Genomic DNA, 16,809 nt, shown 5'->3' on the forward strand with positions numbered 1-16,809 from the left:
GAGATGAAACGGTGGCTCCGCTTCCGCCATGCCGGCACCACCGGCTTCGGCACGCTGGAATCTTCAGGCATCAGCGTGCACGAAGGCGAGATGTTCGGACGCAATGCGGCCAGCGGCAAGACACTGGCGCTGTCGGAGGTCGAGCTGCTCGCGCCCTGTGCGCCCAGCAAGATCGTCGCGCTCTGGAATAATTTTCACGCGCTGGCGGCCAAGCTCAACCAGCCCGAGCCGCCGGAGCCGCTTTATCTGCTCAAGGCCACCACCACAATCACGAGGCCGGGCGCCGTGATCCGTCGTCCGTCCTACTACGACGGCAAGACGACCTATGAAGGCGAGCTCGGTATCGTCATCGGCAAGACTTGCGCGCGCGTCTCGCCTGATGAGGCCGACGGCTTCATCTTCGGCTACACCTGCGTCAACGACATCACCGCCAACGACATCCTGACCAGCGATCCCACCTTCCCGCAATGGGCCCGCGCCAAGGGCATCGACGATTACGGCCCGTTCGGCCCCGTCATCGCGACCGGCCTCGACCCGGCCAAGCTCACCGTCCGCACCATTCTCAACGGCGCGGAGCGGCAGAACTATCCGATCTCCGACATGATTTTTTCCGCGCAAGCCCTGGTGAGCAAGATCTCCCACGACATGACGCTGCTCCCCGGCGACCTCATCGCCGTCGGCACCTCGGTCGGCGTCGGCGTCATGAAGGAGCCGGTGAACACCGTGACCGTGGCGATCGACGGTATCGGCGAGCTCACGAACGAGTTTCGACTGTAATTCCAGTCGTTCCAGGGCGCGCGGAGCGCGCCGCGCCGAAATGACGGCGAAGGTGTTGGCGCCACCGCCGGCCGAAGCGCCCAGCTGTGGATCACCAACCCGGCGCGACGCCCGCCGCTTGATCTGGGTTCCGCTCTCCAATAGCAATCATGGCGAAAATGTGCGCCGGCCGAGGACGTCACGATGTGGCTGTTTTTCCTGGTTGCCTGGTTTGTCCTGCTCGCCGCCATCGCGTTTCTCGCTCCGCAGGCGTTTGGTTACGACGTCGCCCATTTGCCCGCCCTGTTCGCGAGTCTGGCGATGCCGCAGCGCATCGCAACCGGCGCGATCCTGGTGCTCGCTCTGGCGCTGATCGGGGGCTCGGCCTGGCGGCTCTCGCGCCAGGACCGACGGCTCGACAGCTTGCGCGACCGCTTGAGGAAGACCCGCGAAGACGTCGTCGTCGCCCACGCCCTGCAAAACCACCTCGACACCACCGTCCAGCACCTGATCGAGAGCGATCCCCGCGAGGCCGTCTCGGCGCTGCACGACAAGCTGGGCGAGACCGAGCAGCGCGCACTCCTGCAGCAGAGCCGCAACCAGTCCACCGACATGCACGACCAGCTCGCCGAGATCCGCCGCCGCCAGCAGGCCTTGCGCGAGATGGTCGGCAAGGTCGCCGATCAGCGCCGCGCGGTCGAACCCGTCTTCACCGAGGTCCGCGACCGCCAGAACCAGCTCGAACGCGCGCTGCTCGACCTCGAGACCGACGACCGCAAGAACAATCTCGCCGACCGGTTGAAGGACATCGGGCGCGACGTATCGGCGCTGCTCGGCCGGGTGGGCGCGGTGCAGGCCACGTACGCGACGCTCAACCAATACAAGGACGATCTGGCGAAATCCCATGCCGAGCTGGCACCGCTGCGCTCATCCGATGCCGGCATCAACGCCCTGATCGGCGAGCTCAGCCTCAGCCATAACAGCCTCGCCAAGACCATCGACGAGCTCGAGACCGGCGGCGAAGCCCCGCTCAGCGCACGCGTGGAGACGCTGTCGAAGAACAGGAACGAGATCGAACAGCGCCTCGCCCGAATCGACGACAGCGCCAACATCCTCAAAAGCATCCGGCTCGATTTCGAGGAGCTCGCCCAGCGCCAGGCCCAGCTCGACCGCTCGCTCGCCGAGGTCGAGACCGATCCCGGCGGCAGGACGCTCACTGAGCGCCAGAACGCGCTGAACGATTTCATTCTCCAGTCGCGCCAGCGCCTCGGCGCCCTGCAGGAAACGCTGGCAACGCTGAACGTCTTCAAGGCGGAGCTGTCGAAATCGCAGGCCGACCTCGTTCCGCTGAAGGCACCGGTGTTCGGCATCGAGGCCATGATCGCCGATGTCAGCGCCACCCGCGATCTTCTCGCCAGGACCGTCGGCGAGATCGAGGCCAGTGGCGACGTCACGCTCGCCTCGCGCGTCGATGCATTGAGCAAGAGCAAGCGCGAGGTCGAAGACCGCCTCGCCCGCATCTTCGACAATTTCAACGCGCTCGACGCCTTGCGTAAGGACATCGGCGGCATCTTCTCGACCATCCGCAACAGCCTGAACCGGATCGGGTAGATTCGAACCGCCGGCCATCTACGCGCGACCAACAGCTCATGCGCCTCATCCTCGGCTTCCTCTCCGGTCTGCTCGGCGCGCTCGCCGGCTGGGCGGGCCTTGCCGCGCTGATCGTCCTGCTGGCTGGCCCGGACCGCGACGGCGGCATCGCGATGGGCGCCTTCTTCGACATCGGGCCGGTCGGCGGCGTGATCGGCCTGATCGCCGGCGTCTGGCTGTTCGTGCGCTTCGGCCTGGTCCGGGCCGAGCTGCCTGCGGAAACCTCCGATGCCGCGCCTCAACACGCTCCGCGGCTGTCCTTCCCTTTCGCCGCCACCGTTGCGCTCATCGTCGCCATCCTGGGCTGGTGGGGATGGTACGAATTCATCCGCTCGCCCAATCTCAGTCACGGCTTCATGACGCTCCAGGTCGAGTTTCGGCTTCCTGCCGGCATGAGCCTGCCGGACAAGGAAGAGGACGTGCGGATCGAGTTTGAGGAAGCGTCGGGCTATGCCAACGCGATGTTGCCTGCCAACTGGCGCGCGCATGACGGCGAGCGCCGGGCGATCATCGCCACGGCCTTGCTGATGTACAAGACACGCCATCGCGCCGTCAGCCTGACGCTGCCTGATGTGCCCACGCAGCGCTGGCTGATCGACCTTCCCTCCGATCCCGATCCCACGCCCGGCTTTTCCCCCTGGCGCGTCGCGAACGAGCCGTCGCAAGCAAAGATCGAGATGCATTTCCGGCTCAGCGCGGACCGCTGAACCGCGCCTGGCACACCCAAGACATTCCGACACAACATCACATCTGCGCGCGCCCATTCAATTGCCGCCAACATGTCCCGCGGGTGCCGCACTGTGGTCGCATTCCGTCGCCCTTTTGGAGGGCGTGTCTGGGGGCACGGCTCGGCCGTGTTTGGACCAAACCTGCTAGGGGTATGACTGTGAAGAAGATTGTATTTGTTCTGGGTGCGACGCTTGCTCTGGTGACGGCTGCGAACGCCGCGGACCTGCCGCGCCGCCAGCCCGTGCCGGTGTATCCGGCCGAACAGGCCCCCATCGGCAAGATGCCGATCGGCAAGAGCCCGGTTGGCAAGGCTCCGATCGGCAAGGCGCCCGGCCCGGTCGCCGCGCGCTACTGAGGCGCCGGCGGACGCCACGCAAGAATTTGCGTCAACGGCCGACAGTCGAGGGGCACACGTGACGAACAGACCTGATCGATCGGGATCCTGCATCCTTGCAGGGCTCGCGCTTGCGACCATGCTCGCATGCCTGATGTCCTCCGCCTCGGCCCAGGAGATCAGACACGAGTCGAACAAGCGCATGGCCGACGCCAGTGCGTCTGTCTCGACCGACGCAGCACCGCGCTCAGCGCCGCAAGTGATGCGGCGCGGATTAGCGCGGACGGAGAAAGGTCCCTATTACGTCGACTTCCGCGCCCGCACGGCGGCGAGCTGGGGCCATGCCTTCGTCTGGTACGGCAAGACCAGTGAAAAAGCCGTCGAGGTCGCCGGCCTCACGCCCGCCGGCGACACCTGGACCTACGTGCTCGGCTACTTCACCTGGGTGCCGTCCGAGACCGGTGCAAGCTATGGCGATCTCGATCCGGACTATCTGACCGCGAACTATCGCGTCTATCTCAACGAGGCCGACGCCAAGCGCGTGTTCGCCTACATCAAGAAGCTGCAGGCGAGCTCACCGGTCTGGAACGCCGAGACCACCAACTGCACGGGCTTCATCGGCGACATCGCCGAATACATGGGGCTGAAAGTCCCCAACCGCTGGCAGCGCCCGGAAAACTTCGTCAACAGTCTGAAAGAGATGAACGGCGGCCGCCAGGTGGTGCGGCTGTCGGCGGAGTAGCCGTTCCACACGCGGTGTCATTGCCCGCCTTGTGCGCGCTCGCGCACTGGATCGGGCAATTAGTATTCCAGAGGCAGCGAGGCTAGAACCGAGAAGGCGCGGGGTATGACGACCGAGTGCGAGGAACGAGCTTGCTCCAAAGAGCAACCGCTTAACTCAAATTATCCGTCTCACGGAATCACCTCCGCCGCCCGCATGACTCACCGCACGGCGGCGCAATAGACATTTCCCTAACCCGGCGGCATCCTCCTCCCCATCGACCGATAACAGGGCCTGCCACGCAGGCGGGGGAAACATCATGTTGCAGACACGCTTCACCAAACTCGTCGGTGTCGAGCACCCGATCGTCCAGGGCGGCATGCAATGGGTCGGACGGGCCGAGCTGGTCGCGGCCGTCGCCAACGCCGGCGCGCTCGGTTTCATCACGGCGCTGACCCAGCCGACGCCGGAGGACCTCACCAAGGAGATCGCGCGCTGCCGCGACCTCACCGACAAGCCGTTCGGCGTCAACCTCACCATCCTGCCGGCGATCAAGCCGCCGCCTTATGCCGAGTACCGCGCCGCCATCATCGAAGCCGGCATCAAGGTGGTCGAGACCGCCGGCAACAAGCCGCAGGAGCATGTCGACGAGTTCAAAAAGCACGGTGTCAAAGTCGTGCACAAATGCACCAGCGTCCGCCACGCGCTCTCCGCCGAGCGGATGGGCGTCGACGCCATCTCCATCGACGGCTTCGAATGCGCCGGCCATCCCGGCGAGGACGACACGCCCGGCCTGATCCTGATCCCAGCCGCCGCCAACAAGGTCAAGATCCCGATGATCGCCTCCGGCGGCTTTGCCGACGCCCGCGGCCTCGTCGCGGCGCTGGCGCTCGGAGCCGAGGGCATCAACATGGGCACCCGCTTCATGGCGACCAAGGAGAGCCCGATCCACCAGCTCATCAAGGAGAAGATCGTCGCCAATGACGAACGCGAGACCGAGCTGATCTTCCGCACCATGCGCAACACCTCCCGCGTCGCCAGGAACGCGGTCTCGACCAAGGTCGTCGCAATGGAGAAGGAAGGCGCCAAGTTCGAGGACATCCGCGAGCTCGTCGCGGGGGCGCGCGGCAAGATGGTCTACGCCACAGGCAACTCCGACGAGGGCATCTGGTCCGCCGGCCAGGTGCAGGGCCTGATCCAGGACATCCCGAGCTGCGGCGAGCTGATCTCGCGAATCGTACGTGAAGCCGAGGCGATCATTCGCAGCCGGCTCGAAGGCATGATCGTTCAACCAACCGCGCAAGCCGCGGAATAGTCACTGCAAGAAGCGAGAGCAATTCATGAAGGCTTACGTCTACGGCCCTGAAGGCGCTCGGATTTCCGACGTCGCTCAACCAAAGCCTAAAGGCACGCAAGTGCTGGTGCGCGTCCGCGCTTGCGGCCTCAATCGCGCCGACACCGGAATGCGCAAAGGCCACGCTCATGGCGCGGCCGGCGGCGTCGGCACCGTACTCGGGATGGAATGGGCCGGCGAAGTTGCCGAGCTTGGACCGGATGCGAAGGGGGTCAAAGTTGGCGATCGCATCATGGGCTCGGGCAGCGCGGCCTTCGCCGAGTACACGCTCGCCGACCACGGCCGGCTGTTCCGTGCGCCTTCGAACATGAACTTCGAGGAGGCAGCCACCCTCCCCGTCGCGCTTGCGACCATGCACAATGCCGTCGTTACCATTGGCGGCGTGCAGCCGGGGCAAGCCGTGCTGATCCAGGGCGCGAGCTCCGGCGTCGGCCTGATGGCGATGCAAATTGCAAGGCTCAAGGGCGCAAGGCTCGTGATCGGCTCCTCGACCGATGCCTATCGGCGCGGCCGGCTGAAGGAATATGGCGCGGACCTTGCGGTTGACTCCTCCGATCCCAAATGGGTCGACGAGGTGCTGAAGGCAACGAATGGCGAAGGCGTCGATCTCATCGTCGACCAGGTCTCCGGCAAGGTCGCCAACCAGAACCTCGCCGCCACCAAGGTTTTGGGCCGCATCGTCAATGTCGGCCGGCTCGGCGGCACCCATGCCGACTTCAACTTCGACCTGCATGCCGCCCGCCGCATCAGCTATATCGGCGTCACCTTCCGCACCCGCACGATCGAGGAGGTCCGCGCAATCTTCGAGGAGGTCAGGAAGGACATCTGGGGCGCCGTGGAATCGCGCAAGCTGCAACTGCCGATCGACAAGGTCTATCCGTTCGATCAGATCGACCAGGCGTTCGAGCACATGGAAGCGAACAAGCACCTGGGGAAGATCGTGGTGACGGTGCCGTAACCGCCGTTCCGATCCCGGTCTCGTTGGGTGGGCAAAGCGAAGCGTGCCCACGGTTCGTATCCATCTCGGAACAATGGTGGGCAAGGCGCCCTGCGCGTTTGCCCACCCTACGAAACCGAGCAAGACGTAGACTGCTCCTGCGACTCACTCGCGACTACGCCTGTGGATCGTCGCTTGATGTTCACCGCCGCCCTGCTAAATCCCCGGCCATGAGCGGACAACACGACAAGACATCGGTCGCGGCGATCTCGATCCTGGCCAGCGGCGGCATGGCGGCGGCCAAATTCGTGGTCGGCATCGCGATCGGCTCGCTGGCGCTGATCTCCGAAGCCCTGCACTCCTCGATCGACCTGGTCGCGACCATCATCACCTGGGCCGTGGTGCGGGTCTCGGACAAGCCGGCCGACGACGAGCATCATTACGGCCACGGCAAGCTGGAGAGCATCTCCGCGCTCGGCGTCACCGCGCTGCTTTATGTGCTGGCCGGCGGCATCCTGGTCGAATCCTACAGCCGGCTGCGCGAGGGAACCCCGCCCCCGACCATCTCGGCCGTGCCGTTCGTGGTGCTGGTGCTCGACATCGCCGTCAACCTCTGGCGTGCCCGTGCCCTGCACCGGGCCGCACGCGAGACCCACAGCCAGGCGCTCGCCGCCGACGCGCTGCATTTTGCATCCGACGTCATGGGCTCTTTCGCCGTCATCATCGGACTGATCCTGGCGGCCCTCGGCTTCTGGTGGGGCGACGCCGCGGCGGCCGCTGCGGTCGCCGTGATGATCGCGGCTCTCGGCCTGCGCATGGCGGGCTCGACGGTGCAGACGCTGGTCGACCGCGCCCCGGAAGGCGCACAGGAAAAGGCCAGCGCCGCGATCTGCAGCGTGCCCGGCGTGATCGACGTCGAGCGGCTGCGCGTGCGCATGGTCGGGGCGACCACGTTCATCGACAGCATCGTCAAGGTGCCCAGGACCTACCCGATCGATCGCGTCGAGAGCATCAAGCGGAACGCCGAGGCTGCCGTGATCAAGGCGTTCGGCGATGCCGACCTCTCGTTCACAGCCGTCCCCGTCGCCCGCGACAACGAGACCGTGCGCGACCGCATCATGGTGATCGCGCGCAATTCGGGCCTCGCCATCCACCATGTCACCGTGCATGACCTGGGCCCGGCGCAGAACTCAGGCACGCGGCTGATCGTCAGCATCGACCTCGAGGTCGACGCCCACATGCCGCTCGAGGCGGCTCATGACATCGCCAACACGCTGGAGCGGAACATCAAGGAAGAGTTCGGCGAGGACGTCGAGGTCGACGTCCATATCGAGCCGCTGGAACCGGAACTGCCGTTCGGCGTCGATGCGACACCGGAGCGGGTTCAAACCATCGCGGCGGCGCTGGCGGAATATGCCGACGGCAGCGAGATCCACGACATCCATAACGTGCGTGTCCGCAACACCGATGCAGGCGAGATCGTCAATTTCCATTGCCGCGCCACGCCATCCATGAGCGTGATCAAGGTGCACGATCATGTCGATGCGATCGAGCGGGCGCTGCGCCGCGCGTTCCCCAGCGTGAAGCGCGTCATCAGCCACGCCGAGCCGCCGCGCGCGTGACGCGGAATACGTCTGGAGTCCTGCGTTCTCGTTTCGGACTCATTGCACACGTGAGTTTGCGGGATCAGAGCGCGCGAACTCTCCCTTGGATAAGAATTATTTCACGTTAACGTTTCGTTGACTCTCGACAGCCTGCGCAAACTGGATTCAAATCGCTGTGATTCGAAAGCGATGTGGGGCTGCTTTCGAAACGAGTAGCAAGCAGGTTTTCAGGGGGCCGAAGGCATGGCGCGTGCAGACGCCGCGAACGCATGCGTCCAATCCGATTCGATCAAGGGATTGGCGCAATCGATCGCGAAACCTGCCTATCATCGGCTCCTGGTCGCGGAGCCCGCGCTTCGTCGCGCCGTACCGACGCTCATCATCGCCTTCCTCGTCACGATCTGCCTTGGCGCCTTCGTCCAGGTCGTCGACCAGACGCGCCAGAAGCGCCTGGTGATCCAGAACGACATCTCGATGCTGGCCGAACTGCTCGCCGAGCGCATCGACCGCGTCACCTCCGTGCGCGCGGAGCGGCTGAGGAACATCGAAAACCTGTCGACGCTGCTGCCCGACATGATCCCGACCAAGGCCAGGGTCTCGGGCCGCCACGTCGTCGTCACCTCGGCCGGCGTCGACCGCCGCATCCTCGCCCGCATTCCGATCGACAGCGATCCAGCCGGCAACGACCGCCTGCTCGATGCGATCACCACCGCACAGCTGCTTGCCGCGCCTCCGCGCGACAATGACGTCACCAGCATGACTCTTCCTGATGGTAACGCTGCGCTGGCGACGTCACGGCCGATCAAGTCGCTGCCCGGCCTCGTCACCGTGATCCAGGAGCGCAACGAGCCGATCTGGGGCTCGGACGCAGCGCTGTCGGTGACTCTGTCGGCGACCACGGGCTTCGTCGTCCTGATCCTCGGCTTCGCCTTCCACTGGCAGTCGACCCGCGCCCGCGAAGGCGACCTCATCAACGACGCCGTGCGCGGCCGGATCGACACCGCCCTTAACCGCGGCCGCTGTGGCCTGTGGGACTGGGACCTGTCGCGCGGCCGGATCTTCTGGTCGCAATCGATGTTCTCGATGCTGGGCCTCGACGGCCGCAACGAGCTCCTCACCTTCGGCGAGGTCAACGCGCTGGTGAAGTCCGACGACATCGACCTGTTCGCGATCGCCGACCAGCTCATCTCCGAGAAGATCGACCACATCGACCAGACCTTCCGCATGCAGCACGTCGACGGCCATTGGATCTGGCTGCGCGTGCGCTGCGAGCGGACCCGGGGCGCCAGCGATTCAGGCATGCACCTGATCGGGATCGCGGTCGACATCACCGAGCAGAAGAGCCTCGCCGAGCGCACCGTCGAAGCCGACCTTCGGCTGCGCGACGCGATCGAGACCATTCCTGAAGCCTTCGTGCTCTGGGACGCCAGTGACCGCCTGGTGCTCTGCAACTCGCACTTCCAGCGCCTGCACAAGCTGCCCGATACGGCGGTGATCCCCGGCACCTCCTACGAGACCGTGCTGGAAGTCGGCCGCATGCCGGAGGTGCGCACCCGCCACAACGAGACCGCGGCCCAAGGCCCGGGCGCCCGCACCTTCGAGGCCCAGCTCGACGACGGCAGCTGGCTGCACATCAGCGAGCGCCGCACCAAGGACGGCGGCTACGTCTCGGTCGGCACCGACATCACCCGGATCAAGGAACACGAGCAGAAGCTCGTCGACAACGATCTGCGCCTGCGCGCCACCGTCATCGACCTCAAGCGCTCGCAGGCGGCGCTGGAACGCCAGACCATCGAGCTCGCCGACCTCGCCGAGAAGTACCAGCGCGAGAAGACGCGGGCCGAGGAGGCCAACCAGACCAAGTCGAAATTCCTCGCCAATATGAGTCACGAGCTGCGCACGCCGCTCAACGCCATCATCGGCTTCTCCGAGATCATGGGCTCGGGCATGTTCGGCGAGCTCGGAAGCGAGAAGTACCAGGAATATTGCCACGACATCCTGACCAGCGGCCATTATCTGCTCGAGGTCATCAACGACATCCTCGACATGTCCAAGATCGAGGCCGGCCGCATGAAGCTCGACATGGAAGAGCTCGACCTGTCGCGGACGCTCGCCGAATCGCTGCGCGTCGTCTCAGGCCGGGCCCAGGACAAGCACCTGACGCTCGACGCCGACATCGAGAAATCGATCTCCGTCGTCGCCGACCGCCGCGCCACCAAGCAGATCGTCGTCAATTTGCTGTCCAACGCGGTGAAGTTCACGCCGGACGGCGGCCGCATCGTGGTGCGCAGCCGGCAGCTCGAGGACAGGATCGTGCTGATGATCGCCGACACCGGCATCGGCATCGCGCCGCACTCGCTGGCGCGGCTCGGGCGCCCCTTCGAGCAGGTCGAGAGCCAGCTCACCAAGACCTATCACGGCTCCGGCCTTGGGCTTGCGATCGCCCGCTCGCTGGCGCAGCTCCATGGCGGCTCGATGCGGCTGCGCTCCAGGCTCGAAGTCGGCACCGTCGTCCGCGTGACGCTGCCGCGCGACGCCATCAAGGCCGCGTCGGGGATTTCCGCGGCGGCCTAGAGCCGAATGAGCGTTTGCGAGCCGCAGGCGCACCTCTCCCCGATGGGGAGAGGTTATCCGAGCTCGTGGCTCGTACCGACTCAAACGAACAGCTTCGGATCTACGCTTGCAGCGTCGGCGCCACTTCGCGGGCGACATTGACCAGCGCCGCGATCAGCGGCGTCATCGGATCGCGCTGCGGGATCACGAGGCCAATGCTGTAATTGACTTCCGGCTCGACGATCGGAATCGAGCGGACCTTGTCGGACGACAGCCCGAGCGTCTCGGCGAGCTTGGCCGGCATCACACTGGCCCAGCGCCCGGTCTTGACGTGGGTGAACAGCACCAGCAGCGAGTTCGATGTGAGTGTCGGCGTCGCCTGGGCGCCGACCGAACGCAGCGCACGGTCGATGATCCGCCGGTTCTGCATGTCGGGAGTCAGCAGGCACAGCGGCACCTGCCCGACTTCCTTCCATGTCACCGTTTCGCGGTCTCCGAACATCCCGTCGGGCGCGGTCAGCAGACGATAGCTCTCGTTGTAGAGCGGAATGGTGCGCACCTTCCCGATCGGCTCGTTCTCGATATAGGTCAGGCCCGCATCGACTTCGAGATTTTCAAGCAAACCCAACACCTCCGACGAGGTCGTCGAGCGGATGCTGAAACGCACCTCGGGATGGCGGGCGCGAAACGGCGTCGTCAGCGAGGCGACCATGCCGAGCGCGGTCGGAATTGCCGCGATGCGAATCTCGCCGGAGAGCTGATGCTTTAGTCCGTTGATCTCGTCGCGCATCGCGCGGGCATCGCCGACGATGCGTCGCGCCCAATCGAGTGCCCGTTCGCCCTCGGGGGTAAAGCCCTGGAATCGCGACCCGCGCTGGACCAGCATCACGCCGAGGATCTCCTCGAGCTGCTTCAGCCCGGTCGACATGGTCGGCTGGGTGACGCCACATGCCTCTGCCGCCCGTCCAAAATGCCGCTCCTTGGCCAGCGCCAGCAATAATTCAAGTTTGTCGATCAACCGGTCGTCCCCTCAACTTCCATCGTGGCATGCAAGCTAGCATGCCGGGCCTGCACCAACACGCAAAAACCGGCAGCCGATACAACTTTCATTAGCGTTTCAGATCGATCGATTGCGGTTGCAAATCGATCCGAATTCGCAATCGCAGCACGGGACAGCTTTATTGATCTTCGAATGATTCCAACTAGTTTGCGCCAAGGAAACGCTCTGGTTGAGAATGAAGAATGACAGCGCATTTTGAGCCTTGTTACGAACCCTGGAACGAGATGCGCGGCGCCGAGATCATCGGCGAACATGCGGGCCAGGAGGGCGCGACGCTCGTCATCCTGCACGCGCTCCAGGAGGCGTTCGGCAACGTGCCGGAGGCCGCGATTCCCATGGTGGCGCAGGCGCTAAATCTGTCGCGCGCCGAGGTCCACGGCGTCTTCACCTTCTATCATGACTTCCGCCACAAGCCGGCCGGCCGCCATGTGCTGAAGCTGTGCCGCGCCGAGGCCTGCCAGGCCGCAGGCGGCGATGCGCTGGCGGCGCGCGCCGAAGCGAAGCTGGGCGTTTCGCTCGGCAACACCACGGCAGATGAGCGCGTCACGCTGGAGCCGATCTATTGCCTAGGGCTGTGCGCGACCGCGCCGTCCGCGATGCTCGACGGCCGTCTCATTGGCCGGCTCGACGAGAAGCGTATCGATGCGCTGGTTGCGGAGGCGCAGCGATGACCATGCGGATCTTCATTCCCCGCGATGCCGCCGCTGTCGCCGTTGGCGCCGATGTAGTTGCCACAGCGTTCGAGCAGGCCGCGGCCATCAGTGGCTTGCCCGTCGAGATCGTCAGGACCGGCTCGCGCGGACTGTGCTGGCTGGAGCCGATGGTCGAGGTCGCAACCGCCGCGGGCCGCCTTGCGTATGGGCCGGTCAGCGTGGAAGACGTGGCCTCCGTGCTCGAGTCGATGGCGAGCAATGGACCGCACGCCTTGCTCCTCGGCGTCGCCGACGAAATCCCCTGGCTGAGGCGCCAGACCCGCCTCACCTTCGCTCGCTGCGGCGTGATCGATCCGCGCTCGCTCGACGACTACCGCGCCCATGGCGGCTACAAGGGCCTGGAGCGCGCATTGCCGCTCGGCTCGGACGCGATCCTCAACGAAGTGACGGCCTCGGGCCTGCGCGGCCGCGGCGGCGCCGGCTTCCCGACCGGCATCAAGTGGAAGACCGTGGCGCAGGCCAAGGCCGACCGCAAATTCATCGTCTGCAACGCCGACGAAGGCGACAGCGGCACCTTCGCCGACCGCATGATCATGGAAGGCGACCCCTTCCTGGTGATCGAGGGCATGACCATCGCCGGCATCACCGTCGGCGCGACCAAGGGTTACATCTATATCCGCAGCGAATATCCGCATGCGGTCGAGGCGATGAACGCAGCCATCGAGGCGGCGAGGCGCGGCGGCTATCTGGGCGACAAGATCGGCGGCTCGACCTGCAGCTTCGACATGGAAGTCCGCGTCGGCGCCGGCGCTTACGTCTGCGGCGAGGAGACTTCGCTGCTGGAGAGCCTCGAAGGCCGCCGCGGCATCGTGCGCGCCAAGCCGCCGCTGCCGGCACATCATGGATTGTTCGGCAAGCCGACCGTCATCAATAACGTGCTGTCGTTTGCGGCCATCCCCTTCCTCCTCGCCGAAGGCGCCAAGGCCTATGCCGATTTCGGCATGGGACGCTCGCGCGGCACCATGCCGATCCAGCTTGCCGGCAATATCCGCCAGGGCGGACTGTTCGAGACGGCCTTCGGCGTCACGCTTGGCGAGCTCGTCGACGACATCGGCGGCGGCACATTCACGGGCCGTCCTGTCCGCGCGGTGCAGGTCGGCGGCCCGCTCGGCGCCTATTTCCCGCGCGCGCTGTTCGACACGCCGTTCGACTACGAGGCCTTCGCCGCCCGCGACGGCCTGATCGGCCATGGCGGCATCGTCGTGTTCGACGACAGCGTGGACATGCGCAAGCAGGCGCGTTTCGCCATGGAGTTCTGCGCCATCGAATCCTGCGGCAAGTGCACGCCGTGCCGCATCGGCTCGACCCGCGGGGTCGAAACCATCGAGAAGATCATGCGCGGCGAGCGGCTAACTGAAAACCTCACGCTGGTCGAAGACCTCTGCAACACCATGAAATTCGGCTCGCTCTGCGCGCTCGGCGGCTTCACGCCCTACCCCGTGCTCAGCGCATTGAAACATTTCCGCGAGGATTTCGCACCCGTGCCGACCACGCTTCAGGCCGCGGAATAGGAGAACGAGAATGTCTCTGATCAAAGAAATCGACTTCGGCACGCCGGCTTCCAAATCGACCACGATGGTCACGCTGACCATCGACGGCAACGAGGTCACGGTGCCCGAGGGCACCTCGATCATGCGGGCCGCGATGGACGCCGGCCACCAGATCCCGAAACTCTGCGCGACCGACATGGTCGACGCCTTCGGCTCCTGCCGGCTCTGCGTCGTCGAGATCGAGGGCCGCGCCGGCACGCCGGCCTCCTGTACCACGCCGGTCATGAACGGTCTCGTCGTGCACACCCAGAGCGAGCGGCTGAAGAAGCTGCGCAAGGGCGTGATGGAGCTGTACATCTCCGACCACCCGCTCGACTGCCTCACCTGCGGCGCCAACGGCGATTGCGAACTGCAGGACATGGCCGGCGCCGTGGGCCTGCGCGAGGTGCGCTACGGCTATGAGGGCGAGAACCACGTCTTCGCGAAGACCAGCGGCGAAATCAACGCCGCCTGGATGCCGAAGGACGAGTCCAACCCCTACTTCACCTACGATCCTTCCAAGTGCATCGTCTGCTCGCGCTGCGTCCGAGCCTGTGAGGAGGTGCAGGGCACCTTCGCGCTGACCATCTCCGGCCGCGGCTTCGACAGCCGTGTCTCGCCCGGCATGAGCGAGAGTTTTCTGGGCTCCGAATGCGTCTCCTGCGGCGCCTGCGTGCAGGCCTGCCCGACCGCGACGCTCACGGAAAAGTCCGTGATCGAGATCGGCCAGCCCGAACACTCCGTCGTCACCACCTGCGCCTATTGCGGCGTCGGCTGCGCCTTCAAGGCGGAGATGCGCGGCGAGGAAGTGGTGCGCATGGTGCCGTACAAGGACGGCAAGGCCAATCGCGGCCATTCCTGCGTCAAGGGCCGCTTCGCCTGGGGCTACACCAACCACAAGGAGCGTATCCTCAAGCCGATGATCCGCGAGCGGATCCAGGATCCCTGGCGCGAAGTGTCCTGGGACGAGGCGTTCTCGTTTGCCGCGGCGAAGATGCGCGGCATCCAGAAGAAATACGGGCGCGATGCCATCGGCGGCATCACCTCGTCCCGCTGCACCAACGAGGAAACCTATCTGGTGCAGAAGCTGATCCGCGCCGGCTTCGGCAACAACAATGTCGACACCTGCGCCCGAGTCTGCCATTCCCCGACCGGATACGGTCTCGCCACCACCTTCGGCACCTCCGCCGGCACGCAGGATTTCGACTCGGTGGAGGACACCGACGTCGTCGTCATCATCGGGGCAAATCCCGCTTCAGCGCATCCTGTGTTTGCTTCGCGCTTGAAGAAGCGGCTGCGCCAGGGTGCAAAACTGATCGTGATCGATCCTCGCCGGACCGAGATGGTGGATTCGCCGCACGTGAAGGCGCTGCATCTACCCCTGATGCCGGGCACCAACGTCGCTGTGATGACCGCGCTGGCGCATGTCATCGTCACCGAAGGTCTCGTCAACGAGGCCTTCGTGCGCGAACGCTGCGACTGGAGCGAGTTCGAGGAATGGGCGGCGTTCGTCGCCCGGCCGAACAACAGCCCCGAAGCGACCGCGATCCACACCGGGGTCGACCCGAAGGCGCTGCGCGAAGCCGCCCGCCTCTACGCCACCGGCGGCAACGGCGCGATCTACTACGGCCTCGGCGTCACCGAGCACAGCCAGGGTTCGACCACGGTGATCGCGATCGCCAACCTCGCGATGGCCACGGGCAATATCGGCCGTCCCGGCGTCGGCGTGAACCCGCTGCGCGGCCAGAACAACGTGCAGGGCTCCTGCGACATGGGCTCGTTCCCGCACGAGCTGCCCGGCTATCGCCACATCGCGGGCGATGCCGTGCGCGAGCAGTTCGAGGCGATGTGGGACGTCAAGCTCAACCCGGAGCCGGGCCTGCGCATTCCCAACATGTTCGACGCCGCGATCGAAGGCACGTTCATGGGGCTCTATGTGCAGGGCGAGGACATCCTGCAGTCGGACCCCAACACGACGCATGTGGTGGCGGCGCTGTCGGCGATGGAATGCGTCATCGTCCACGACCTTTTCCTGAACGAGACCGCGAACTATGCCCATGTCTTCCTGCCCGGCTCGAGCTTCCTCGAGAAGGACGGCACCTTCACCAATGCCGAGCGCCGCATTCAGCGCGTCCGCAAGGTGATGTCGCCGAAGAACGGCATGGCCGACTGGGAGGTCACCATCGCGCTCGCCAAGGCGATGGGCTTCGAGATGAACTACAGCCATCCCTCCGAGATCATGGACGAGATCGCTGCGCTGACGCCGACCTTCGCCGGCGTCTCCTATGCCAAGCTGGACGAGCTCGGCTCGGTGCAGTGGCCTTGCAACGACAAGGCGCCCGAGGGCACCCCGGTGATGCACATCGACGGCTTCGTCCGCGGCAAGGGCAAGTTCGTCGTCACCGAATATGTCGCGACCGACGAACGCACCGGCCCGCGCTTCCCGCTCCTGCTCACCACGGGCCGCATCCTCAGCCAGTACAATGTCGGCGCGCAAACACGGCGCACCGAGAACGTGGTCTGGCATGCCGAAGACCGCCTCGAGATTCATCCCCACGACGCCGAGCAGCGCGGCGTGCGCGATGGCGACTGGGTGCGGCTGACGAGCCGTGCCGGCGAAACCACCCTCCGCGCGGAGATCACCGACCGCGTATCGCCTGGTGTCGTCTACACCACCTTCCATCATCCGGACACGCAGGCCAACGTGATCACGACCGACTATTCGGACTGGGCGACCAACTGCCCCGAATACAAGGTCACGGCGGTGCAGATCTCGCCGTCGAACGGTCCGTCCGACTGGCAGAAGAGCTACGACGCACAGGCGCGGCAGTCCCGCCGGATCGTGCCGGCCGAGGCCGCGGAGTAACCG

At 65.4% G+C, this 16,809-nt stretch carries 13 protein-coding genes; 12 read left to right on the plus strand and 1 reads right to left on the minus strand.

Annotation, left to right across the window (positions count from 1 at the left end):
* The first annotated feature begins 3 nt into the window (after positions 1–3).
* The 9 genes from X265_RS25165 to X265_RS25205 all read left to right on the plus strand — a co-directional run bounded on the left by X265_RS25165 (position 4) and on the right by X265_RS25205 (position 10,659).
* Positions 4–777: a fumarylacetoacetate hydrolase family protein gene (locus tag X265_RS25165; protein ID WP_244659285.1), complete on the plus strand. Its 774-nt coding sequence runs from the start codon at positions 4–6 to the stop codon at positions 775–777.
* Between the two features lie 183 nt (positions 778–960).
* On the plus strand, positions 961–2,367 hold the full coding sequence (locus tag X265_RS25170; protein ID WP_128967255.1) for a hypothetical protein: 1,407 nt from the start codon (positions 961–963) through the stop codon (positions 2,365–2,367).
* Positions 2,368–2,405: 38 nt separating this feature from the next.
* Complete coding sequence (locus X265_RS25175; protein WP_128967256.1) at positions 2,406–3,113, plus strand: hypothetical protein; 708 nt, start codon at positions 2,406–2,408, stop codon at positions 3,111–3,113.
* 173 nt (positions 3,114–3,286) lie between these two features.
* Entirely contained in the window at positions 3,287–3,490 is a 204-nt protein-coding gene (locus tag X265_RS25180; RefSeq protein ID WP_018647766.1) for a hypothetical protein, read from the plus strand.
* Positions 3,491–3,548: 58 nt separating this feature from the next.
* Positions 3,549–4,211 (plus strand): hypothetical protein, encoded by a 663-nt coding sequence (locus tag X265_RS25185; RefSeq protein WP_128967257.1) that lies wholly within the window; start codon positions 3,549–3,551, stop codon positions 4,209–4,211.
* Positions 4,212–4,509: 298 nt separating this feature from the next.
* Positions 4,510–5,505: an NAD(P)H-dependent flavin oxidoreductase gene (locus X265_RS25190; RefSeq protein ID WP_128967258.1), complete on the plus strand. Its 996-nt coding sequence runs from the start codon at positions 4,510–4,512 to the stop codon at positions 5,503–5,505.
* A 25-nt stretch (positions 5,506–5,530) separates the two neighbouring features.
* The gene (locus X265_RS25195; protein WP_128967259.1) at positions 5,531–6,502 is read left to right on the plus strand and encodes a zinc-binding dehydrogenase; all 972 of its coding nucleotides are present in this window, start codon (positions 5,531–5,533) and stop codon (positions 6,500–6,502) included.
* Positions 6,503–6,711: 209 nt separating this feature from the next.
* Positions 6,712–8,103, plus strand: coding sequence for a cation-efflux pump (locus tag X265_RS25200; RefSeq protein WP_128967260.1), 1,392 nt, complete (start codon positions 6,712–6,714; stop codon positions 8,101–8,103).
* A gap of 225 nt (positions 8,104–8,328) precedes the next feature.
* Entirely contained in the window at positions 8,329–10,659 is a 2,331-nt protein-coding gene (locus X265_RS25205) for a PAS domain-containing sensor histidine kinase (protein ID WP_128967261.1), read from the plus strand.
* Between the two features lie 100 nt (positions 10,660–10,759).
* On the opposite strand, the gene X265_RS25210 is transcribed toward X265_RS25205, so the two are convergent.
* Positions 10,760–11,656, minus strand: coding sequence for a LysR family transcriptional regulator (locus X265_RS25210; protein ID WP_128967262.1), 897 nt, complete (start codon positions 11,654–11,656; stop codon positions 10,760–10,762).
* Positions 11,657–11,880: 224 nt separating this feature from the next.
* Between X265_RS25210 and X265_RS25215 the strand changes: the two genes are divergently transcribed.
* The 3 genes from X265_RS25215 to fdhF are packed head-to-tail and all read left to right on the plus strand — an operon-like array spanning position 11,881 to position 16,806.
* Complete coding sequence (locus X265_RS25215; RefSeq protein WP_128967263.1) at positions 11,881–12,369, plus strand: formate dehydrogenase subunit gamma; 489 nt, start codon at positions 11,881–11,883, stop codon at positions 12,367–12,369.
* Positions 12,366–13,922 (plus strand): formate dehydrogenase beta subunit, encoded by a 1,557-nt coding sequence (locus X265_RS25220; RefSeq protein WP_128967264.1) that lies wholly within the window; start codon positions 12,366–12,368, stop codon positions 13,920–13,922. Before X265_RS25215 ends, X265_RS25220 begins: the two co-directional genes overlap by 4 nt.
* A 10-nt stretch (positions 13,923–13,932) precedes the next feature.
* A complete protein-coding gene (gene fdhF / locus X265_RS25225; RefSeq protein WP_128967265.1) occupies positions 13,933–16,806 on the plus strand; it encodes a formate dehydrogenase subunit alpha in 2,874 nt (957 codons plus the stop codon).
* Positions 16,807–16,809 lie beyond the last annotated feature (3 nt).

The organism is Bradyrhizobium guangdongense (assembly GCF_004114975.1).
GTDB classification, from domain to species: domain Bacteria; phylum Pseudomonadota; class Alphaproteobacteria; order Rhizobiales; family Xanthobacteraceae; genus Bradyrhizobium; species Bradyrhizobium guangdongense.